Annotated in this window: 19 protein-coding genes and 1 pseudogene; 13 read left to right on the forward strand and 7 right to left on the reverse strand. The window is 70.8% G+C overall.

The genetic code is table 11. The features are described from left to right. Positions 1 to 4: 4 nt before the first annotated feature. A complete protein-coding gene (locus tag GA0115254_RS15320) occupies positions 5 to 1,258 on the reverse strand; it encodes an extracellular solute-binding protein (protein ID WP_093895903.1) in 1,254 nt (417 codons plus the stop codon). Positions 1,259 to 1,567: 309 nt separating this feature from the next. On the opposite strand from GA0115254_RS15320, the pseudogene GA0115254_RS15325 reads away from it, so the two are divergent. The 5 genes and pseudogenes from GA0115254_RS15325 to GA0115254_RS15345 all read left to right on the forward strand — a co-directional run. Further along, positions 1,568 to 1,945: pseudogene (locus GA0115254_RS15325) on the forward strand (SIS domain-containing protein); the annotation flags it as partial. Between the two features lie 279 nt (positions 1,946 to 2,224). Then, entirely contained in the window at positions 2,225 to 3,157 is a 933-nt protein-coding gene (locus GA0115254_RS15330) for an ROK family protein (RefSeq protein WP_093895837.1), read from the forward strand. Beyond that, positions 3,157 to 4,311 (forward strand): N-acetylglucosamine-6-phosphate deacetylase, encoded by a 1,155-nt coding sequence (gene nagA / locus GA0115254_RS15335; RefSeq protein ID WP_093895838.1) that lies wholly within the window; start codon positions 3,157 to 3,159, stop codon positions 4,309 to 4,311. The genes GA0115254_RS15330 and nagA overlap by 1 nt, the downstream gene beginning before the upstream one ends. Positions 4,312 to 4,481: 170 nt before the next feature. Next, positions 4,482 to 5,462 (forward strand): 1-phosphofructokinase family hexose kinase, encoded by a 981-nt coding sequence (locus tag GA0115254_RS15340; RefSeq protein WP_093895839.1) that lies wholly within the window; start codon positions 4,482 to 4,484, stop codon positions 5,460 to 5,462. Between the two features lie 58 nt (positions 5,463 to 5,520). Continuing rightward, positions 5,521 to 6,372 carry a class II fructose-bisphosphate aldolase gene (locus GA0115254_RS15345; protein ID WP_093895840.1) on the forward strand — a complete coding sequence of 284 codons (852 nt, stop codon included), beginning with the start codon at positions 5,521 to 5,523 and terminating at the stop codon, positions 6,370 to 6,372. 69 nt (positions 6,373 to 6,441) lie between these two features. On the opposite strand, the gene GA0115254_RS15350 is transcribed toward GA0115254_RS15345, so the two are convergent. Together GA0115254_RS15350 and cdgB are read right to left on the reverse strand one after the other, a co-directional pair. Further along, a complete protein-coding gene (locus tag GA0115254_RS15350) occupies positions 6,442 to 7,398 on the reverse strand; it encodes a carbohydrate-binding protein (RefSeq protein ID WP_093895841.1) in 957 nt (318 codons plus the stop codon). A 152-nt stretch (positions 7,399 to 7,550) separates the two neighbouring features. Then, positions 7,551 to 9,194, reverse strand: a complete 1,644-nt coding sequence (gene cdgB / locus GA0115254_RS15355; protein WP_093895842.1) for a diguanylate cyclase CdgB — start codon at positions 9,192 to 9,194, stop codon at positions 7,551 to 7,553. Between the two features lie 370 nt (positions 9,195 to 9,564). Here cdgB and GA0115254_RS15360 point away from each other — a divergent pair, with 370 nt between their 5' ends. Further along, a complete protein-coding gene (locus GA0115254_RS15360) occupies positions 9,565 to 10,071 on the forward strand; it encodes a flavin reductase family protein (RefSeq protein WP_093895843.1) in 507 nt (168 codons plus the stop codon). A gap of 49 nt (positions 10,072 to 10,120) precedes the next feature. On the opposite strand, the gene arfB is transcribed toward GA0115254_RS15360, so the two are convergent. After that, a complete protein-coding gene (gene arfB / locus GA0115254_RS15365) occupies positions 10,121 to 10,555 on the reverse strand; it encodes an alternative ribosome rescue aminoacyl-tRNA hydrolase ArfB (protein ID WP_093895844.1) in 435 nt (144 codons plus the stop codon). Between the two features lie 192 nt (positions 10,556 to 10,747). Here arfB and GA0115254_RS15370 point away from each other — a divergent pair, with 192 nt between their 5' ends. Next, entirely contained in the window at positions 10,748 to 11,323 is a 576-nt protein-coding gene (locus GA0115254_RS15370) for a TerD family protein (RefSeq protein ID WP_093895845.1), read from the forward strand. A 476-nt stretch (positions 11,324 to 11,799) separates the two neighbouring features. Further along, positions 11,800 to 13,380: a M4 family metallopeptidase gene (locus GA0115254_RS15375; RefSeq protein ID WP_093895846.1), complete on the forward strand. Its 1,581-nt coding sequence runs from the start codon at positions 11,800 to 11,802 to the stop codon at positions 13,378 to 13,380. Between the two features lie 25 nt (positions 13,381 to 13,405). On the opposite strand, the gene GA0115254_RS15380 is transcribed toward GA0115254_RS15375, so the two are convergent. Further along, positions 13,406 to 14,812 carry a M1 family metallopeptidase gene (locus GA0115254_RS15380; protein ID WP_093895847.1) on the reverse strand — a complete coding sequence of 469 codons (1,407 nt, stop codon included), beginning with the start codon at positions 14,810 to 14,812 and terminating at the stop codon, positions 13,406 to 13,408. A 72-nt stretch (positions 14,813 to 14,884) separates the two neighbouring features. Further along, the gene (locus GA0115254_RS15385) at positions 14,885 to 15,442 is read right to left on the reverse strand and encodes a GlcG/HbpS family heme-binding protein (protein ID WP_093895848.1); all 558 of its coding nucleotides are present in this window, start codon (positions 15,440 to 15,442) and stop codon (positions 14,885 to 14,887) included. A 209-nt stretch (positions 15,443 to 15,651) separates the two neighbouring features. Here GA0115254_RS15385 and GA0115254_RS15390 point away from each other — a divergent pair, with 209 nt between their 5' ends. From GA0115254_RS15390 to GA0115254_RS15400, 3 genes are all read left to right on the forward strand, one after another. Then, entirely contained in the window at positions 15,652 to 17,016 is a 1,365-nt protein-coding gene (locus tag GA0115254_RS15390) for a sensor histidine kinase (RefSeq protein ID WP_093895904.1), read from the forward strand. Continuing rightward, a complete protein-coding gene (locus GA0115254_RS15395; RefSeq protein ID WP_093895849.1) occupies positions 17,013 to 17,639 on the forward strand; it encodes a response regulator in 627 nt (208 codons plus the stop codon). Before GA0115254_RS15390 ends, GA0115254_RS15395 begins: the two co-directional genes overlap by 4 nt. Positions 17,640 to 17,731: 92 nt before the next feature. Further along, the gene (locus GA0115254_RS15400; protein ID WP_093895850.1) at positions 17,732 to 18,229 is read left to right on the forward strand and encodes a hypothetical protein; all 498 of its coding nucleotides are present in this window, start codon (positions 17,732 to 17,734) and stop codon (positions 18,227 to 18,229) included. A 15-nt stretch (positions 18,230 to 18,244) separates the two neighbouring features. Here the strand turns inward: GA0115254_RS15400 and GA0115254_RS15405 are convergent, their stop codons facing one another. Next, positions 18,245 to 18,919 (reverse strand): pentapeptide repeat-containing protein, encoded by a 675-nt coding sequence (locus tag GA0115254_RS15405; RefSeq protein WP_176740134.1) that lies wholly within the window; start codon positions 18,917 to 18,919, stop codon positions 18,245 to 18,247. Between the two features lie 110 nt (positions 18,920 to 19,029). Here GA0115254_RS15405 and GA0115254_RS15410 point away from each other — a divergent pair, with 110 nt between their 5' ends. Together GA0115254_RS15410 and GA0115254_RS15415 are read left to right on the forward strand one after the other, a co-directional pair. Beyond that, on the forward strand, positions 19,030 to 20,238 hold the full coding sequence (locus tag GA0115254_RS15410) for an NAD(P)-binding protein (protein ID WP_093895851.1): 1,209 nt from the start codon (positions 19,030 to 19,032) through the stop codon (positions 20,236 to 20,238). 67 nt (positions 20,239 to 20,305) lie between these two features. Then, positions 20,306 to 21,307: a zinc-binding dehydrogenase gene (locus GA0115254_RS15415; protein WP_093895852.1), complete on the forward strand. Its 1,002-nt coding sequence runs from the start codon at positions 20,306 to 20,308 to the stop codon at positions 21,305 to 21,307.

The following is a 21,307-nucleotide window of genomic DNA, read 5'->3' on the forward strand; positions in this document are numbered from 1 at the left end:
CCCGTTACTCCGCTTCCTCCGCCGCCCTCGCGTCCTGTGCGATCTTCCCCAGCACGCTCTCGGGGCTCTCGTTCGGCGCGACCGCGTTGCCGATGTTCTCCTTGATCGACTCGCTGGCCCGCGCCCAGGACGTCTTGCCGAACGGGTAGAACTCCGAGTTCGGCAGCGCGGCCAGGAACTTCCACAGCGGCTTGTACTCGGGATCGGACTCCATCGCTGCGGAAGCGCTGCCGGTGACCGGCAGCAGGTCGTACTCGTCGGCGAAGTCGATGACGTTCTTGTCGGTGAACAGATAGTCGAAGAACTTGCCCATCTCCACACGGTGGCCGCGCTGTTTGAAGCCCATGATCCAGTCGGCGACGCCCATCGACCCCTTTGTGGGGCCGCCGATGCCGGGCAGCGGCACCATGCCCACGGAGACGCCCTTCTTCTTGGCCTCCTGCATCAGCGTCGGGTGACCGTTCAGCATGCCGACCTCGCCGCGCGTGAACGCGTCGAACGCCTTGCCCCGGTCGAGCTTGCCGGGGGCGACGGGGCCCACGAGGCCCTTGTCGACCAGGTTCGTCTTCAGCCAGTCGAACGTCTTGACGTTCTCGGCCGAGTCGATCTCGTACGAGTCGACGTCGTCGATGTAGCCGCCGCCCCCGCTGAGCAGCCACATCATGGTCTCGGCCTGGGACTCCTCCGGACCGAGCGGCAGTGCGAGCGGGTACGTCACACCGCGCTGCTTGAGCACCGCCGCGTCGTTGCGTATGTCGGCCCAGGTCTGCGGGGCATCGAGGCCCGCCTGTGCGAAGAACTTCTTGTTGTAGAAGAGCAGTCGGGTGCTGGCGACGAACGGCAGTCCGTACTGGGTCTGGTCCACGCTGCCCGCGTCGGCGAGGTGCGGCAGGAAGTTGGCCTGGGTGGGGATGTTCAGCATCTCGTCGGCCCGGTAGAGCTTGCCGGCCTTGGCATAGTCGGCGTACGCGCCGATCTGGGCGATGTCGGGGGCCTGCCCCTTCTTCACCATCTCGGCGACCTTGCGGTCGACGTCCTTCCACGAATAGACGCTGACATCGACCTTGATGCCGGGATGGGACGCTTCGAAACCCTTCACGAGCCCGGCCCAGTACTTCCTGGAGCTGTTGGCCGCGCTGTTGCCGTAGTCCGCCGCGACGAGCTTGAGGGTGACATCCCCTGATCCGCTGCCGCTGCCGCCGCATCCCGACAACGTTGCCGTCAATCCCAGTGCGGCCACAGCCGCCGTCAGTCCCAAGTAGCGCCGCTGCACAGCCCAGTCCGTCCTCGTCCATTAACGTCATCCGCGCCGGCCACGTCCTCGTGGGGGCCTCCGGTGAGCTGCGATCCTCCCCCGAGCGCTCGTCGAAGGTCTACACCACCGGTGTATCGCTTTGGCAACGCACCCGGACCCGCCCCCAGTTGGCGCCTGAGGGCATTGCCCTTGACCTGCGCCGACCGCTAAGTAGGTTTCGGCGCAAGGTTCTTCATGACCCAGACCTTTGCTCCGCTGCTGTGTCGCACCGCCCGCATCATTGTCGTTCCACGCCGCAAGAAGCCGTCCAGCATGTCCCGTAGCGCATCAGAAATCGCCACCCAGCCCGACTGCCGGCGGCGTGCCGCAGAGGCGGGGGCGGCGTTCGACGGGCTGCCGCGGCCGGGCGAGCGGGGCGCCGTCACCGGGTGCGGCACCTCCTGGTTCATGGCGATCGCGTACGCGGCGCTGCGCGAGGCGGCCGGTCAGGGCGAGACTGACGCGTATCCCTCGTCGGAGTTCCCGGCCGGGCGCCCGCACGACCGGGTGGTGGCGATCACCCGGTCCGGTACGACGACCGAGGTGCTGGAGCTCCTCGGCGAGCTGCGCGGCAAGGTCACCACCGTCGCCCTGACCGCCGCCCCGAAGACGCCGGTCATGGACGCCGCCGACGCGGTGGCCGTACGGGATATGCGTCGCCGCTCAGGACGCGAAAGCGGAGGGCCGGTGCGCCCAAGGCCGTTCGGAGCATGCCGGTGAGACAGGACTCACTCCTGCTCACCGCCCAGGAACGGTACGGCCCGGACCACCCGCGCAACCTCTCGCGCAACGTGATCCTTTCGTCCTGAGCCGTCCGAAAGGGCCCTGAGTCGGTTGCGGAGGTGTCGCTGGCGCGATTTTGTACGGGCACGCAACAAACCGCGATAGTGGACTAGACCTTTTGGGGTTCGTCGGGCGAAACTGTTTCCCGTGAAACACGTCATCGCCCTCGATGTGGGCGGCACCGGAATGAAGGCCGCACTGGTCGGGGCCGACGGCTCCCTGCTGCACGAGGCACGGCGGGCGACCGGCAGAGAACGCGGTCCCGACGCCGTCGTGGAGTCGATCCTCGCCTTCGCCGCGGACCTGCGGGCGTACGGCGAGGAGCACCTCGGCGAAAGCGCCGTCGCGGCCGGTGTCGCCGTGCCCGGCATCGTCGATGCCGAGAACGGGATCGCGGTCTACGCCTCGAACCTGGGCTGGCGCGACGTACCCATGCGGGAACTGCTCGGCGAGCGGCTCGGCGGTGTCCCCGTCGCGCTCGGCCACGATGTGCGCACCGGCGGACTCGCCGAGGGCCGGATCGGCGCGGGCAAGGGCGCCGACCGCTTCCTCTTCGTACCGCTGGGCACCGGGATCGCCGGGGCCATCGGCATCGCGGGCACCATCGAGTCCGGCGCGCACGGGTACGCGGGCGAGATCGGCCACATCGTGGTCCGGCCGGACGGCCCGGACTGCGGCTGCGGCCAGCGCGGCTGTCTGGAGACCCTGGCGTCCGCCTCCGCGGTGACCCGGGCCTGGGCCGCGGCGTCCGGCGATCCGACGGCGGACGCCGCGGACTGCGCGAAGGCCGTGGAGTCGGGCGATCCGGCGGCCGTGGAGGTCTGGCGGAACGCGGTCGACGCGCTCGCCGCCGGGCTGGTCACCGCGCTGACGCTGCTCGACCCCAGCGCGCTCATCATCGGTGGCGGTCTCGCCGAGGCCGGGGAAACCTTGTTCACACCACTCCGTGCGGCCGTCGAGGAACGTGTCACGTTCCAGAAGCTGCCCCACATCGTCCCGGCGGCCCTCGGGGACACCGCCGGATGCCTGGGCGCAGGGCTGCTCGCCTGGGATCTTCTCTCCACGGAGGTATCCGCCTGATGGCCGGACGCGCAGACAGCACAGTTCTCGCAGGTGCCCGGGTGGTGCTTCCCACCGGGACCGTCGAGGACGGCCGGGTGGTCGTCGAGGGCGCCCGGATCGTCGGCGGTGCGGCGGAGGGCGCCCGGACCGTCGACCTGAGCGGCCATTGGGTGGTCCCCGGCTTCGTCGACATGCACAACCACGGCGGCGGCGGCGCGTCCTTCACCTCCGGCACCGTCGACGAGGTCCTCACTGGCATCCGCACCCACCGCGAGCACGGCACCACCACGCTGGTCGCCTCCACCGTCACCGGCGAGATGGACTTCCTCACCCGGCGGGCCGCTGTCCTCTCCGAGCTGGTCGAGCAGGGCGACCTGGCCGGTATCCACTTCGAAGGGCCGTTCATCTCACCGTGCCGCAAGGGCGCGCACAGCGAGGATCTGCTGCGCCACCCGGACCCGGCCGAGGTCCGCAAGCTGATGGACGCGGCGCGCGGCACCGCGAAGATGTTCACGCTCGCCACCGAACTCCCGGGCGGCATCGAGTCGGTGCGGCTGCTCGCCGAGCACGGGGTGATCGCCGCGATCGGGCACACCGACGCGACGTACGAGCAGACCGTCGAGGCGATCGACGCGGGCGCCACCGTCGCCACCCACCTCTACAACGCGATGCCCGGCCTCGGCCACCGCGCGCCCGGCCCGATCGCGGCCCTGCTGGAGGACGAGCGGGTCACCGTCGAGCTGATCAACGACGGTACGCATCTGCACCCCGCCGCCCTGGAGCTGGCCTACCACCACGCGGGCGCCCACCGCGTCGCGCTGATCACCGACGCCATGGACGCGGCCGGCTTCGGCGACGGCCGGTACCAGCTCGGCCCGCTCGCGGTCGAGGTCAAGGACGGCGTCGCGCGACTGGTCGAGGGCAACTCGATCGCGGGCTCCACGCTCACCCTGGACACCGCGTTCCACCGGGCCGTGACCATCGACAGGATCCCGGTCGGCGATGTCGTGCAGTCCATCTCCGCCAACCCGGCACGGCTGCTCGGCGTGTACGACAGGGTCGGCTCGCTGGACCCGGGCAAGGACGCGGACCTGGTGGTCCTGGACGCGGAGTTCACGCTCAAGGGCGTCATGCGCAAGGGCGAATGGATCATCGATCCACAGATCGGTTGATTTGGCCCGTTATTGACAACGGGTCGAATACGTAACGAAGAGACGGCGGTTGGTCCCGAGGCCTGGGCCGACCGCCGCCTCTTTGACATGATCGCCTGGGAAACAGGCAGAGAAAGCGCATTCCGTCCAAGGATTCGCGCTCCAGAGCAGGGATCGAGGGAGCGGCCGCGGTGATCCTCACGGTCACACTGAATACGGCACTCGACCTGACGTACGGCGTCCCGGAGCTCGTCCCGCACGCCAGCCACCGCGTCAGCGACATGTCCGAGCGCCCCGGCGGCAAGGGCCTCAACGTGGCCCGGGTGCTCTCCGCCCTCGGCCACGAGACGGCAGTCACCGGCTTCGCCGGAGGCTCCACCGGAGCCGTCCTGCGCGAACTGCTGGCCGGCCTGCCGTCGCAGGACGCGGACACGAAGACCGGGAACGGTGCCACGCCCGCCGCCGCGCCGGTCACCGACGCCCTCGTCACCGTCGCCGGGAACACCCGTCGCACGATCGCCGTCGTCGACCGGGCCACCGGCGACACCACCCAGCTCAACGAACCCGGCCCGCTCGTCACCGCCGACGAATGGACCGCCCTCCTCGGCCGGTACGAGGAGCTCCTCACCGGGGCCGACGCCGTCGCCCTCTGCGGCAGCCTGCCGCCCGGCATCCACGTCGGCGCCTACGCCGAACTGGTCCGCCTGGCCCGCACCGCCGGCGTCCCCGTGCTCCTGGACACCAGCGGCGAACCGCTGCGCCGAGGCATCGCCGCCCGCCCCGACCTGATCAAGCCCAACGCCGACGAACTCGCCCAGCTCACCGGCTCCCGCGAGCCGCTGCGGGCCACCCGCGACGCCCGCCGCCGCGGCGCGCACGGGGTCGTCGCGTCACTGGGCCCCGACGGCATGCTGGCGGTCACCCCCGACGGCGTCTGGCAGGCGTCCCCGCCCGCCAAGGTCCTGGGCAATCCGACCGGTGCGGGCGACTCCGCGGTGGCCGGGCTGCTGTCCGGCCTCGTCGAGGGCCTGAGCTGGCCGGACCGGCTGCGGCGGGCGGTGGCACTGTCGACGGCGACCGTGCTCTCCCCGACGGCCGGTGACTTCGACCGCGCGGCGTACGAGGAGCTGCTGCCGCGCGTCGGCATCGAGGAACACACCACGGCGGCCTGAGGCCGCGCCCGTCCCGGACCCGCGTTCAGCCGGTTCGAAGAAGTAACAAGAGGTCAGCATGCCGCTCGTCAGCACCGGTGAACTCGTCTCCGCCGCCCAGGCCGAGGGACGCGGGATCGCCGCCTTCAATGTCATCACGCTGGAGCACGCGGAGGCCATCGCGGCCGGAGCGGAGCGGGCCGGGGCGCCTGCCATCCTGCAGATCTCCGAGAACGCCGTGAAGTTCCACGGCGGACGGCTCTCCGCCATCGCCGCCGCGGCCGCCGCCGTCGCCCGTACCTCCGGCGCCCCCCTCGCGCTCCACCTCGACCATGTCGAGTCCGTGGAACTGCTGCACCAGGCGCACACGGAGGGCTTCGGCTCGGTGATGTTCGACGCCTCCAAGCTCCCCTACGAGGAGAACGTGCGGGCCACGGCCGAGGCGGTGGCGTGGGGGCATGAGCGCGGCATCTGGATCGAGGCCGAGCTCGGCAAGGTCGGCGGCAAGGAGGGCGAGGCCCCGCTCGACGCCCACGCCCCCGGCGTCCGTACCGACCCGGCCGAGGCCGCCGCGTACGTCCGCGACACCGGGGTGGACGCGCTGGCCGTCGCGGTCGGCTCCTCCCACGCCATGACCGAGCGCACCGCCGCCCTGGACCACGAGCTGATCGGCCGGCTGCGCGACGCGGTCCCGGTCCCGCTGGTGCTGCACGGCTCCAGCGGTGTCCCGGACGACGAGATCCGCCAGGCCGTCGCCTCCTCCGGCATGGTCAAGATCAACGTGGGCACGGCGCTGAACACGGCGTTCACCGGCGCGGTGCGGGCGTACCTGGCCGAGAACACCACGGGTGTGGACCCGCGCAAGTACATCGCACCGGGGCGCGAGGCGATGGCCGCGACGGTGGCGGGGTTCCTGAGCCTGATGGGCTGACGGCCCGCACGCAAAAGCGGTCCGGCCCCCACACCCGAAGGCGTGGGGGCCGGACCGCTTACGTACGGGTCAGCGCTTCACGTGACCGGCCTTCAGCGACAGCTGGTCCAGGTTGGCATCACACTGATCGCCCTCGTTGCAGGAGATCATCAGGGTGTTCGCACCCTTGGTGAGGTTGAGCCAGGCGAACGTGGTCGTCCAGCCCTTCTCCAGGTCACCCTCCGGCGCGTGCGCGTAGTTCTCCATGTTGATGCCGCGGGGAGCCTCGGCATTGACCGTGAGGGACGTCTTGGCGTCCTTGCCCGGTACGCCGTACGTCACGAACAGCGTGTACGGACCGGCCTTCGGCACCTCGACCGACCAGGTCGCCGACCTGCCGACCTCGTTGAGGTTGATGTACTGGCCGTTGGCGCTCTTCGCACCCTTGGTGGTGTTGTCCAGCTGGGCCGTGCCGCCGAGCTTCAGCGTCGCCGCGTCCTGCTTGGGGAGCTCGACCGGAGCCTCGGAGCTCGGGGACTCCTTGGGCTTCGGGGACTCCTCGACCTGGTCGCCGGGTCCGGCGGAGGAGGTGGCCTCGTCCTTCTTCTTGTCCTTGTTGCCGTCGCCCGTGATCAGCGCCGCGCCGATGCCGATGAGCACGACCAGGACCACCGCGACGGCGCCGATCAGCAGGCCCTTGGTGTTCGGGCCGCCCCTGCCGGGGCCGCCGGAGCGGCCGCGGCCGCCCTGCTGCGGGACAGGCGCGGTGGGGGCGCCGCCGGGGTACATCTCCGGGGCGGCGTACTGCGCGTTCGGCTGGCCGTACGGCTGCTGGTGCGGCACCTGCTGCCCGTACTGGCGCTCGCCGACTGTCCGCACCTGGTTGTACGAGGTCCGGGGCACGCCGGGCTGCGGGGCCGCCGGCCCCGGGTAGCCGTAGCCGCCCTGCCGTGGCGGCTGGGCGCCTGCTGCCTGTCCGTCCTCGTACAGGTAGCCGAACGGATCGTCGTCCTCGGGCTTGCTTGCGCCGTTGTTCCCGGCCGTCATCCCTGGGTCACTCCTCACCATGTCGCCAGCCGTCGCCGAATTTCGCCAGCCGTGGCCGACCGGCCGAGCCTACCCCGAACGGACCGCACCAAGAATTGCCGTCGCACGTCCTGGAACCGCGAGCGGATGCGGGGGCAGCGCCGTCGTGAACGTCAGCCGGCCCTGCGGTGAACCTTCGCCCGGGACCGCTTCTCCACATACATCCGCTGGTCGGCGGAGCGCAGCACCTCTTCGGCTGTCATGCCGCACTCCGCCCAGCCGATGCCGAAGCTCGCCCCGACGCGCACCGCCCGACCGTCGACCCGAATGGGCGGAATGATGGCGTTACGGAGGCGTACGGCCAGGTCCGCGGCATCTGCGGCGCCGAGTCCGTCGGCGAGAACGACGAATTCGTCACCCCCGAGCCGGGCGACGGTGTCGCCGTCACGGACACAGGTGGTGAGACGGCGGGCGACCTCGATCAGTACCGCGTCCCCGGTGTGGTGGCCGAAGCGGTCATTGATCGACTTGAAGCCGTCGAGGTCGCAGAAGAGGACCGCGAGGCCCTTCGCCCCGTCGTCGTTCTCGGTGTCGGGTGCGACGGCATGCACATGGTGGTCGTACGGGCCGCCGGGCACCGAGTCCACGTCGTAGCCGTGCGTCCGCGTGTCCGGATCGTCGACGTCGCCGTAGGCCGCGTCCAGCGCCTCCACCGCGGTGGTGGCCACCGAGTGCGGGCGCTCGCAGAGCCTGGAGCCGAGCCGGGAGCGCAGCTCGGCGCTGTTGGGCAGGCCGGTGAGCGCATCGTGCGAGGCTCGGTGCGCGAGATGCAGCTCGTGGCGCTTGCGCTCCTCTATGTCCTCGACATGGGTGAGCAGGAAGCGCGGGCCGTCCGTGGTGTCGGCGACGACGGAGTTGCGCAGCGAGACCCAGAGGTAGGTGCCGTCCCGCCGTCCGAGCCGCAGCTCGGCGCGGCCGCCCTCGGCGGAGGTGCGCAGCAGGGTGCCGATGTCCTCGGGGTGGACGAGGTCGGCGAAGGAGTAGCGGCGCAGGACGGACGCGGGGCGGCCGAGCAGCCGGCACAGGGCGTCGTTGGTGCGCAGCAGCCGGCCGTGCTGGTCGCCGCCCATCTCGGCGATGGCCATGCCGCTGGGCGCGTACTCGAAGGCCTGGCGGAAGGATTCCTCGCTGGCCCGCAGCGCCTGCTGCTCACGTTCCAGACGGACCAGGGCGCGCTGCATGTTTGCTCTCAGCCGGGCGTTGCTGATCGCGATGGCGGCCTGTGATGCGTACATCTGGAGCGCCTCACGGCCCCAGGCGCCGGGGCGGCGGCCGTTGCGCGGGCGGTCGACGGAAATGACACCCAGGAGATCGAGGCCGCCGCCGGACGCGTACATCGGGGCATAGAGCCGGTCCTGGGGGTGCCACTCGTCCTCGAAGCGGGGTTCGGGCCCCTCGGTGTGCCACTGCGGTACGTCGTCGTCGAGGAGGACCCAGCCGTCGGTGTGCGGTATGAAGCGGAGCTCGTCCCAGGCCTCGCCCATCGAGAGCCTGCGCTCCCAGGAGCTGCGCGTGCCGACGCGGCCGGTGATCAGGGCTTCTGCGGCACTGTTGCCGGCGAAGGCGGCGACGACGAGATCACCGTCGGGGCGGACCAGGTTCACACAGGCCAGCTCGTAGCCGAGACCGGCGACGATTCCGTCGGCCACGGTCTGCAGCGTGTCGGCCAGACTCCGCGCCGTATTGAGATCGGCCACGGCCTGGTGCAGTTGCCGCATCGTCGCTAGACGGACGTACGGCTCCGACTCGGCCTCCATTGCTCGCACTCCCCGAGACCTCGACAGCACTCCAGGTTTCATATCGACGTACTGGCTTCAGTGTCACGGCCACTGAATCACAGTGAGCTGTGCAGTCGGTACACAGGGTCAGCAAATATTGCACTCTGTGACTCAAGTCACAACAGATGGTAAAGAGATCAGAGGGCCGCGCGGATGCGGTCCATCCTTTTCTTGAACGCACATCCGTACGTCGCAGTGCCGGGCCGCCGCCGCCACGGACCGCGGGTCCTAGGACCAGGCTGGTCCCCTGGCCCGATGCGACGGCACAGCATCCACGGCTAGCGTGCCCGGTGTGTTGCAGACGAAGCCCCCCACCCCGCGTTCCGAGCCCATCCCCCATGCTGAGGGGGTGAGCAACGATGAGTTCCGAGGCGCCCTCGCCCGGCTGGCCGCCGGTGTCGTGCTGATCACCGCCGAAGAGCCGCCGCTCGACGAGAACGGACGCGGCGAGGACGTCGGGATGACGGCGACCGCCTTCATGTCGGTGTCGCTGGACCCACCGCTTGTGATGGTCAGCCTGCGCAACGACTCACGGATGGACGACCTGCTGTCGGAGCAGCCGCTGTGGGCGGTCTCCGTACTCTCCGAGAGCCAGCGGCACATCGCCGGCCGGTTCGCGATGAAGGGCCGGATCAGCGACCGGCTGCTGTTCGAGGACATCCCCTGCACAAGGGGTGAAATCAGCCACGCACCCCTGATCGGAGGCGCGCTGGCCACGCTGGAGTGCCGCACCGAACAGCGGGTCCTGGCGGGTGACCACACGCTGGTGATCGGCCGGGTGCTGAGCGCGGCCCTGCCGAGCGGGGACGGATCGCCGCTGACGTACTTCCGGGGGCGCTACCGGCAACTGGGGTGAGGGGGCGGCATCGCGCGGGCGCGGCCACCGGTCGCGGCCGGAGCGGCGGTCACCAGTCGCGGCCGGAGCGGCCGCGCTTCGTCTCGCCGCGCTGCTTCTTCTCCCGCAGGCGGCGTTCGTTGATGCCGCGCGGAATCCTGGTCTTGCGCCGTGGCCTGGGAGGTGGCGCCGTGGCCTCGGCCAGCAGGGACGCGAGCCGTACGAGAGCCGTCTCGCGATTGCGCCACTGGGAGCGGTGCTCGGAGGCCCGTACCGCGATCACCCCGCCCACGAGCCTGCTCTCCAGTCGCTGGAGCGCCCGCGCCTTCCACACCTCGGGAAGCGACTCGGTCGCCGCGAGGTCGAAGCGGAGCTCCACCTGGGAGTCGCTCGTGTTGACGTGCTGCCCGCCGGGCCCGGAGGACCGCGAGAAACGCCACATGAGCTCGGCCTCCGGCAGGGAGACCGAACCGCGGATGACATAGGGCCCGGACATGGCACCCATGTTCCCCGGCCCACAGGGCGTTCGTCACCTTCTTTTGCCGTACGAACCGTACGGACCGTCGGGCCGACCGGGGGACTTCGGTAAAGAAAGTAAAGGGAGCAGGAACCTCCCGGTCCCTTGCCCGCGTTATGACCTGTGACGGTAGCTTCGTGAGGGCACGAAGCCCGCGATCGACGATGAAAGGGACTTCCCATGGCTGTAAGCCTGTCCAAGGGCGGCAACGTCTCGCTCACCAAGGAGGCCCCGGGCCTGACCGCCGTCACGGTCGGCCTCGGCTGGGACGTCCGCACCACCACCGGCACCGACTTCGACCTCGACGCCTCGGCGATCGCGGTCAACCCCGGCGGCAAGGTCGTCTCCGACGGCCACTTCGTCTTCTTCAACAACAAGTCGACGCCGGACCAGACCATCGTGCACACCGGTGACAACGTCACGGGCCAGGGCGAGGGCGACGACGAGCAGATCAACGTCAACCTGGCGGGCCTGCCGGCCGACGTCGACAAGATCGTCTTCCCGGTCTCGATCTACGACGCCGAGACCCGCAGCCAGAACTTCGGCCAGGTTCGCAACGCGTTCATCCGCATCATCAACCAGGCCGGCGGCACGGAGATCGCCCGTTACGACCTGAGCGAGGACGCCGCCACCGAGACCGCCATGGTCTTCGGCGAGCTCTACCGCAACGGCGCGGAGTGGAAGTTCCGCGCGGTCGGCCAGGGTTACGCCTCGGGCCTGCGCGGCATCGCCCAGGACTTCGGCGTCAACATCTGACGCAGGAGCTCATCACGCAGAAGCCCCCGGCCGCTGGAACTCAAGCGCGGCCGGGGGCTTCTGCGTGCGCACCGACCGGGCTTGAGCCGGGGCCGTTGCGCATGAGCACTCTGCGCACCGTCACGGATCACCGCACAGCCAACACCGAGCAGGCCGAGCAAGGACGGCGGCCCGTCCGCGCCGGTCGAAGACGGTCGGCCGGCTCGATGTCCACCACTCGTCAGGGCCGGCCCCACGACCCTTCACGCGCCGCGCACATGCTCCGCACCGCCGGAACCGTGCGCGGCGTTTGCGTGTGCGGAGTTCCGAGCCGCGGTCACTATCGGACTCCGCCAAATAACGAACACAAGCGCATCCCATTCGGACAAGAAGTGGTCAAAAAAATGTGAGGCATTTGTTAGTACACCGTCAATGGTGGTCATTCGGTGGCACGCTCTCGGCTCGTAACCCCCCACGGAACGAGCAACGGAGAACGCATGACCCCCCACATGAACACCCGTCGCGCCGCAGCCCTGGCCGCCGTGGCCGCGATGGTCGTCGTCGGCGTCCAGACCGGTGCGGCAAGCGCCGCGCCGGACAACGGAAATGACGGCCCCTCCGCCTCTCGCAGCGCCGCCCCCTTCGGCGCGAACAGCGCCTCGAAGCGCACAGCCGCCATCAAGTCGGCTCAGTCCGACGCCTCTTCGACCGCCGACTCCCTCGGGCTCGGCAGCCGGGAGAAGCTGATCGCCCGTGATGTGATCAAGGACGCCGACGGCACCGTCCACACCCGCTACGAGCGCACCTACGCCGGCCTCCCGGTCATCGGCGGCGACCTCGTCACCCACACCGCCCGCAGCGGAAAGCTCAAGAGCGTCACCAAGGCGACCCGGGCCCGGATATCCGTGCCCTCGACGACGCCGAAGATCAAGACCGTCGCGAGCGGCCGCAAGGTGATCTGGGCGGGCGGCGGCAAGCCCGTCCTCGCCTTCGAGACGGTGAAGACCGGGGTGCAGAAGGACGGTACGCCGAGCAGGCTGCACATCATCACCGACGCGACCACCGGCAAGAAGCTCCAGAGCTACGAGGCGATCGAGACCGGCGTCGGCAACAGCCAGTACAGCGGCCAGGTCGACCTGACGACCACCGCGGCCGGCTCCGGTTTCGAGCTGACCGACGGCGACCGCGGCGGCCACAAGACGTACGACCTCAACCAGGGCGAGAGCGGCACCGGTGACCTCGTCACGGACGACGACGACACCTGGGGCGACGGCACCGGCAACGACCGCCAGACCGCCGCCGTCGACGCCGCCTACGGTGCTGCGCAGACCTGGGACTTCTACAAGTCGGCGTTCGGCCGCGACGGCATCGCCGGTGACGGCAAGGCCGCGTACTCGCGGGTCCACTACGGCGACGGGTACGTCAACGCGTTCTGGGACGACAGCTGCTTCTGCATGACGTACGGCGACGGCGCCGACAACAAGAGCGCCCTCACCGCTCTCGACGTCGCGGGTCACGAGATGAGCCACGGCCTGACCGCGTCCACCGCCAACCTCGACTACGTCGGGGAGTCCGGCGGCCTGAACGAGGCGACCAGCGACATCCTCGGCACCTCGGTGGAGTTCGCCGCCGACAACAGCACGGACGTCGGCGACTACCTCATCGGCGAGAAGATCGACATCAACGGCGACGGCACCCCGCTGCGCTACATGGACAAGCCGAGCAAGGACGGCGGCTCCGCGGACTACTGGGACAGCAGCGTCGGCGACCTCGACGTGCACTACTCCTCCGGTGTCGCCAACCACTTCTTCTACCTGCTGTCCGAGGGCAGCGGCGCGAAGACGATCAACGGCGTCGACTACGACTCCCCGACCATCGACGGCTCGACGGTCACCGGCATCGGCCGGGACAAGGCCGTCCAGATCTGGTACAAGGCCCTCTCCGAGTACATGACGTCGACCACCGACTACGCGGCCGCCCGCACGGCGACCGAGAAGGCGGCGACCGACCTGTACGGGGCGGACAGCGCCGAGCTCGCGGCAGTCGACGCCGCCTGGAGCGGCGTCAATGTGAAGTAGCCCCACTGCTGCACGCGGGAGCCGGTCAGCCCTTCGAGGCGGGCCGGCTCCCGCCGTACAGCCAGGTGTTCCACAGCGCCGTCAGATCCTGACCGGTCGCCTTCTCCACATAGGCGGTGAAGTCGGCGGTCGACGCGTTGCCGTGCCGGTGGGCCCGCGTCCAGCCCCTGACGAGCGCGAAGAAGCGTTCGTCGTCGCCCACAGCCTGCCGGATCCTGTGGACGACCATCGCCCCGCGCCCGTACACCGGCGCCTGCGAGATGTCCGCGGCGGTCGGCGGATGGGCGGGCGGAAAGGCCCAGTTGTCGTCGTCGTCGAAGGCGGCGTCGAACCGTTTCTGTACCGGGTCGCCCCCGTGGTCGGCCTCCCACAGCCACTCCGCGTAGGTCGCGAAGCCCTCGTTGAGCCACATGTCCCGCCAACTCTTGGGCGTGACGGAGTCCCCGAACCACTGGTGCGCCATCTCATGGACGAGCAGTCCGGCGTCCGGCACCCCCGGGAAGTACGGCCGGTTCTGGGTCTCCAGCGCATATCCGGCGTCCCCGGGTCGCCCGACGATCGCACCCGTGGCGGAGAAGGGGTACGGGCCGAAACGTTCCGCTTCCCATTTCACGATCTCGGGAACCCGGGCGAGAACCCGCGCGCTGTCCGCCGCCACCTTCGAGTCCGCGGCGGTGAACACCTTGATGCCGTCCGGGGTGGTCGACGTCTTCGTGTCGAAGCGGCCGATGGCGACCGTCGCGAGATAGCTCGCCATCGGTTCGGCGGTGTGCCAGTGGTACGTGGTGGTGGTGCCCGAGGTGCCGCGGGATGTCAGCTCGCCGTTGGAGACGGCCGTCAGGCCCTTGGGAACGGTCACGGCGATGTCGTACGACGCCTTGTCGCTCGGGTGGTTGTTGCCGGGGAACCAGGCCATGGCACCGGTCGGCTCACCGAGCGCTACCGATCCGTCCGCCGTTCTCAGCCAGCCCTCCTTCGACTTGTCGGGGTCGGTGAGGGTCTGCGGGGAGCCGGAGTAGTGGACGACCGTACGGAACGTCCTGCCCTTGTGGAGCCGGCTCTCGATCTCGGCGTCGGGGCGCAGCGTCAGCTCGTGCCCCGCCCGGTTGACCGCGGCAGGGCGGCCCTCGACGGTCGCGGACCGCACGGTGAGCCCGGCGAGGTCGAGGTTGAAGGCGCTGAGGTCCTGGGTGGCGCGCGCGGTGATCGTGGCCGTGCCGCGCAGATGGTGAGCGGCCGGGTCGACGTCGAGGGCGAGGTCGTAGTGCGTGACGTCGTAGCCGCCGTTGCCGAGCTTCGGGAAGTACGGGTCGCGCAGACCGGCGGCGCCGGGGGTGCCATCGACACCGCCGGCGCAGGCTGCGGACGTCGTCAGAACCAGCAGGGCGAGGGCAGCGCGTGCCGTGCGGCGTACAGATGTTCGCTGATCCACACAAGTGATCCTAGGCGCGAAATGTCCGAATGCGCTTGTGCAGGCACGGCGGCCCCCATGTGCCGGTCGGTCCTACTTCGCGAGAGTGGCGACGCCGGCCTTCGCGAACTTCTCGTCGAGGTCGCCGCTGGGGGCCCCGGCCACTCCGATGCCCGCCACCGGGGCACCCTTGACCTGCACCGGGGCGCCGCCCGCGAGGAACAGGGTGCCGGGGATGTCCTTGAGGTTCGGGGCCTGCTCCAGGCGCTTGGCCAGCTCGGAGGTGGGCGCGTTCCAGGAGACGGCGGTGTACGCCTTCTTCACGGCCGACTCGTACGACTGCGGTCCTGCGCCGTCACCGCGCAGCGTCACGACGGTGTTGCCGTTGCGGTCGACGACGGCGACGGAGACGCGCTGGTTCTCCTTCTCCGCGGCGTCGAGCGTGGCCTGCGCGGCCTTGGTGGCGGCGGCCACGGTCAGGTGGGTGGTCTGCTGGAGGTGCCGGTTCGCGGTGTCGGCGGCGACCGCCGCGGCGGGTGCGGCGGCCGGGGTGGAAGCGTTGGCGGACATGGCACCGAAGGTTCCGGCGCCGAGGGCGGCGGCGGCAACGGCACCGGTCAGGACGCGAGTGCGCAGCGACAGCTTCTTCATGGTGGGCTCCTTCAACAGCGGGGTCGGCGGATGAGCTTGTTCGGCTCTGTCATCGATCCTCCGGCCGCGTCCGGCGCCGTACGGTCGACGAACCGGCTCGACGCCACGCGCGGTACGGTCGACGGCCCCATCGGCCGATCGGTTGATGCGGGGGTGGTCATCCGGGGTGACCATGGACGTATCTGCGCAGGTCAGCAGCGCCGATGGCGATGGTGAGGAGCGAGGGGTACGAGGTGGAGCACCGAACCCGGCCGACGCCCGGCACGGTCACGGGGCAAACCGACGGCACCGTGGCAGGGCGGACCGGCGCCTTCGGCGAAAGCAGGAACGGCACAACCGGGGCCGGCGACCCGGATGCCCGATGGCTGACGCGCCTGATGCACGCCGCGTTCTTCCTGCTGCTCGGCGCCTCGCTCGCCCGCTTCCTGCTGCGGCACCCGGGCGAGGCCCGCACCCCGTGGATCATCGCGCTCTCCGTCGCCCTGGCCCTGCTGTACGTGCTCGGGCCGGTGCTCGGTTCGCGTCCGACGCCACGCAGCGTGGTGTGGCTGGGGGTGCTGGTCGCCGTATGGATGGTGCTGGTCGTCCTCGCCCCGAGCTTCGCGTGGTGCGCGGTCCCGCTCTTCTACACCGGACTGCGGATCCTTCCACCACGCGCCGCACTCGCGCTCGTCGCTCTGCTCACTGTGTTCGTCGTCGCCGCGCAGCTGCGGCTGGCCGACGGATTCGACCCGAACCTGGTGCTCGCCCCGCCCGCGGTGGCGGCGGTCGCGACGGCGGTCTTCGTCCATATGCAGCGTCAGGCCGTGCGTCAGCGCGAACTGTCCGAACGGCAGGGCGAACTGATCGACGACCTGCTGCGCACCCGCCGCGAACTGGCCGCAACCGAGCGCCGCGAAGGAACCCTCGCAGAACGCCAGCGGCTCTCGATGGAGATCCACGACACTCTCGCGCAGGGCCTGTCCAGCCAGCAGATGCTGCTCCAGGCCGCCGACCGCACATGGGACGCCGACCCGGCGACGGCCCGCCGCCATGTCCGTACGGCAACGGGCATCGCGGAACGCAATCTCGCCGAGGCCCGCCGCTTCGTCCACGACCTGGCCCCGGCCGATCTCGCGGAGGGCGGCGGCCTGGAGGCCGCCCTGCACGCACTGGCCGCACGCGAGACGGTCCAGGCGCAGGGGCGGCTCACCGTCCGCTGCCATGTGGAGGGAGAGCAGCACACCGCGCTGCCCGACCGGGTGCAGTCGGCGCTCCTGCGCATCGCGCAGGGCGCACTGGCCAATGTGAAGGAACACGCACACGCGACGGAGGCGGCGCTGACGCTGACCCATCTCGACGACCGGATCGTCCTGGACATCGCCGACAACGGCCGGGGCTTCACACCCGCCGAGCGCGCCGGACCCACCGGTGGTGTGCGCGGCCACGGGCTGCCCGCGATGCGCGCCAGGCTGCACCAGCTCGGCGGCACGCTGACGATCGAGTCGGCCCCGGGCGAGGGTACGGTCCTGTCCGCCGCCGTCCCCCTCACACCCGCACCCGCACCGACGACCGCCCCGGAGGCCCCCGCATGACCGCGCCGCCCGTACGCATCCTGCTCTGCGACGACCACGCCGTCGTACGCGCAGGGCTGCTCGCCCTCCTCGGCAGCGAACCGGACATCGAGGTCGTCGGCGAGGCCGGCAGCGGCGAGGAGGCCGTCGCCCTGGCAGCCAAGCTCACCCCCGACGTCGTCCTGATGGACCTCCAGCTCGGCGAGGGCATCGACGGCGTCGAGGCCACCCGCCGCATCGCCGCCACCGGCGTCCACGTACTGGTCCTCACCACGTACGACACGGACGCCGACATCACCCGCGCCATCGAGGCGGGCGCCACCGGCTACCTGCTGAAGGCCGAACGCCCGGAGGAGCTCTTCGCCGCGATCCGCTCGGCCGCCCAGGGCCGCACCACGCTCTCCCCGCCCGTGGCCAGCCGCGTCATGGCCCGGATGCGCAAGCCCCGGCCCACCCTCACCGACCGGGAACTCGACATCCTGGCCCAGCTCTCCCAGGGCCTGGGCAACCGGGACATCGCCCGCGCCCTGTTCATCAGTGAGGCCACGGTCAAGACCCACCTGGGCCGCATCTACGACAAACTCGGCGTCGACACCCGCGCGGGCGCCGTAGCCGTGGCGAAGGAGCAGCGGCTGCTGCCCTAGGAGGGTGTGCTGCCGGACTCCTGGGGCCCTGCGGCGCAGCGGCCCCACCCGACGGTGTCGGCCCCCGTCACCGGGCATGACACCATCGAACTGTGCTCGACATCGGCTACTCCCTCTCCCGACGCTTCCCCGATCCCCCGCAGACCGACTACCGCCGCGCGGACGTCCACGCGCTGCGGCACGATCTGTTCTCCGGGGACGTCTACCTCGCGGACACCAAGGCGGACCGCGAAGTGTCCACAGCCTGGGGATGGGTGCCGGTGCTCGACTTCGCGTGGGCGCTGTGCGACATCGTCGAGCAGATCGACCAGGACCCGCGCGGCAACCGCTCACACCGGCGGCAGTTCGCCGAGCTGGACTTCACCGAGTCGTCCGACCGGATGTTCTTCGAGCGCCGCTTCGGCTGGGTCGATGTCGAGGCCGACTGGATGCCCGGCGACGAACCCCCGCTCACCTTCAGCCACTCGCTGCTGCGCCGCGAGGCCCGCGACTTCCTGCACGACCTGATCGCCGACCTCGCCGACATGCACGAAGGGCTCGCCGACAACCCGGTGATCTGGGACCTCCAGGCCCGCTTCCCCCGTATCTGACCCGGCCCCGGCGGGCTACGCCTCCACCCGCACCCCGATCTGCGCCGCGAACGCCGGGGCCAGCTCCATCAGCTGTGACGGGCTGATCACCGCACCCGCCAGCCGCTCCACCCCGCGGGCGATGTCCAGCTCCGCGACCGTCCGCAGATCCACCGACTCCATCCGTACGGAAGTGAAGTCGGCCCGTTTCAGCACACAGTCGCGGAACTCCACCCGCACCAGCTGCGCATCCCCGAAATCCGGCTCGGACAGCACACAGCCCTCGAACACCACGTCCTTCAGCCGCGCCTTCCGCAGATTCAGGTAGTCGATCTTCCCGCCGCGCACCAGCACCCGCTCCAGCACCGCACCGTGCAACTGCACCCCGCCCAGCCGTGCGTCCACCACCTCCACGTCGCGCAGCGATGCCCCCGCGAGATCGGTGCCCACACCCCGTACACCCGTCAGCACCGAGTCGATGAAACGGGCCCTGACCAACTCCGTACGGTCCAGTGCGCAGCCGTCCAGCGCACAGTCCATGAAACGGGCCCCCGGACCGGACTCGTCCGCAAGATCCGTCCGGTCGAACCGCACACCGTCGTAGTCCCCGTCCGGCTCCAGTCCTCCCCCGTCGTACGGAACGAGCGGCGGGAGCCGCACCTCCGGCCGCCGTGCCGCTGCGATCGTGTCCGTCTTCCTGCTGCGCACCATGCCCCCATCGTGACCCACCCCACTGACAACGCCCCCTCGCCGATGTCACAAACCAGCGCCGCGAGCCGTCCCGTACACAGCAGCGCCCTTCAGCGAAGGAGACCGGGACCATGCAGCGCATCCACATCATCGGCGGCGGCCTCGCCGGGTTCACCGCAGCGATCACCGCCGCCGAGTCCGGCGCCCTGGTGACCGTCCACGAGGCCCACCACACCCTCGGCGGACGGGCCAGGACCGCCGAAGGCCCGTACCGCACCAACGAAGGACCCCACGCCCTCTACCGCCGCGGACCGCACTGGACCTGGCTCGACCGGCGCAACCTCCTGGGCCCCGTGGCCACCCTCCCGCCCCTCGAAGGCGCACGGCTCCGCTTCCGCCTCGACGGCACCCTGCGCCGCACCCCGCCCCTCGCCCTCCTCCGCCTCAGCCGCCGCCGCGCCGAACAGGCCCCCGTCGACGCCGACTTCCGCACCTGGGCCATCGGACAGGTCGGCGAGGCGGGCGCCCGCGCGGCCGCGCACTACGCCGCCGTCGCGCTCTACCACCACGACCCCGGTGCGCTCTCCGCCTCATTCGTCCAGGAACGGCTGCGCCGCGCCGCCGCGCTGCCGCCCGAGGCCCGCTACCCCGTCGGCGGCTGGGCACAGGTCATCGACCGGATGGCGGCCCGCGCCTGGAACCTCAGCGTCCGGATCGAGACGGCGGCGCGCGTGGACCCCGACACCCTCGACACCCTGACCCGACAGGGTCCGGTGATCGTCGCCACCTCCCTCGACGCGGCCCGCACCCTCCTCCGCGACCCCTCACTGACCTGGGACAGCGGCAGAACCGCGCTCATCGACCTGGCCCTGCGCACCCGGCGCGGCGACGCCTTCGCCGTGTCCGACCTCGACGCCCCCGGCTGGATCGAACGCTTCAGTGCCCAGGACCGCACCCTCGCACCCGCCGGACAACAGCTCGTCCAGGGGCAGTTCCCCCTCGCTCCCGGCGAGTCCCGGGCCATCGGCATCGCCCGCGCCGAGGAGCTGCTCGACCTCGGCCACCCGGGCTGGCGCGAGCGCACCGTATGGCGGCGCGAGGCCCTCGCCTCCGGCCGCACCGGCGCGGTCGACCGGCCCGGCACCACCTGGCGCGACCGGCCCGCCATCGACCGCGGCAACGGCATCTACCTCGCGGGTGACCAGGTCGCCGCGCCCGGACTGCTCAGCGAGGTGTCGTTCAACAGCGGAATCGAGGCGGCACTGCTCGCCCTCAAGGCTTCCGAGAACCGGACCACTGCCCGCACCTCCACGGCAGGGCTTGACCTCAAGCAGGCTTGAGGTCGGAGGGTGGCTGCACAGGGCCAAGGACCCAAGCCCACAGGCCCACACCAACGGGGAGTTCACCGTGCACGCCATCCGCCTCCACACCTTCGGTCCGGCCGAGAACCTCACCTACGAGCGGACCGACGACCCCGTACCCGGCCCCGGCCAGGTCCGTATCGCCGTCGCCGCAGCGGGCGTGCACCTTCTCGACACTGCCCTGCGCGAAGGCATGACGGGCCCGTTCCCGGCCCCCGTCGAGCTGCCGACCATCCCGGGCCGCGAGGTCGCGGGCCGGGTCGAGTCGCTCGGCGAGGGCACCGACCCCGGCTGGCTCGGCAAGCGCGTCGTCGCCCATATCGGCATGGTCCCGGGCGGCTACGCCGAACTCACCGTCGTCGACGCCGAGAAGCTGCACACCGTCCCGGACGGCCTCGACGAAGCCGAAGCCGTCGCCATGATCGGCACCGGCCGCACCGCCCTGGGCATCCTGCAGTTCACCGACCTCGGCCCCGGCTCGACCGTCGTCGTCCCCGCAGCCGCGGGCGGCATCGGCACCCTGATCGTGCAATACGCCAAGAACGCCGGGGCCACCGTCATCGGCCTCGCCGGCGGCCCCGCCAAGGTCGCCGCCGTGCGGGCGAACGGCGCCGACCTCGCCGTCGACTACACCCTCCCCGACTGGCCCCGGCAGGTCCGCACCCATCTGCACGGACTCGGCCGTCACGCCACCGTCGTCTACGACTCCGTCGGGGGAACCACCGGCCGCGCCGCCGTCGACCTCCTCGGCAAGGGCGGGCAGCACATCGTGTTCGGCTGGTCCGGCGCCGGGCTCCACGACGGAGCACCGCTCACCTTCACCGACGACGAACTCGCCGAACGCGGCATCACCTCCGAGAGCGTGCTCGGCCCCGTCATGATGGCGAAGGCGGGCGGCCTGCGCGCCCTCGAAACGCGATCGCTCTCCGAGGCGGCCTCCGGCCGGCTCCGCCCCGCGGTCCAGCGCTTCCCGCTCGCCGAAGCAGCCGCCGCCCACCGCGCCCTGGAGACCCGGGGCACGACGGGCAAGGTCGTCCTGATCCCTTGA

The organism is Streptomyces sp. Ncost-T10-10d (genome assembly GCF_900091955.1).
In the GTDB taxonomy this organism is placed as follows: Bacteria; Actinomycetota; Actinomycetes; order Streptomycetales; family Streptomycetaceae; genus Streptomyces.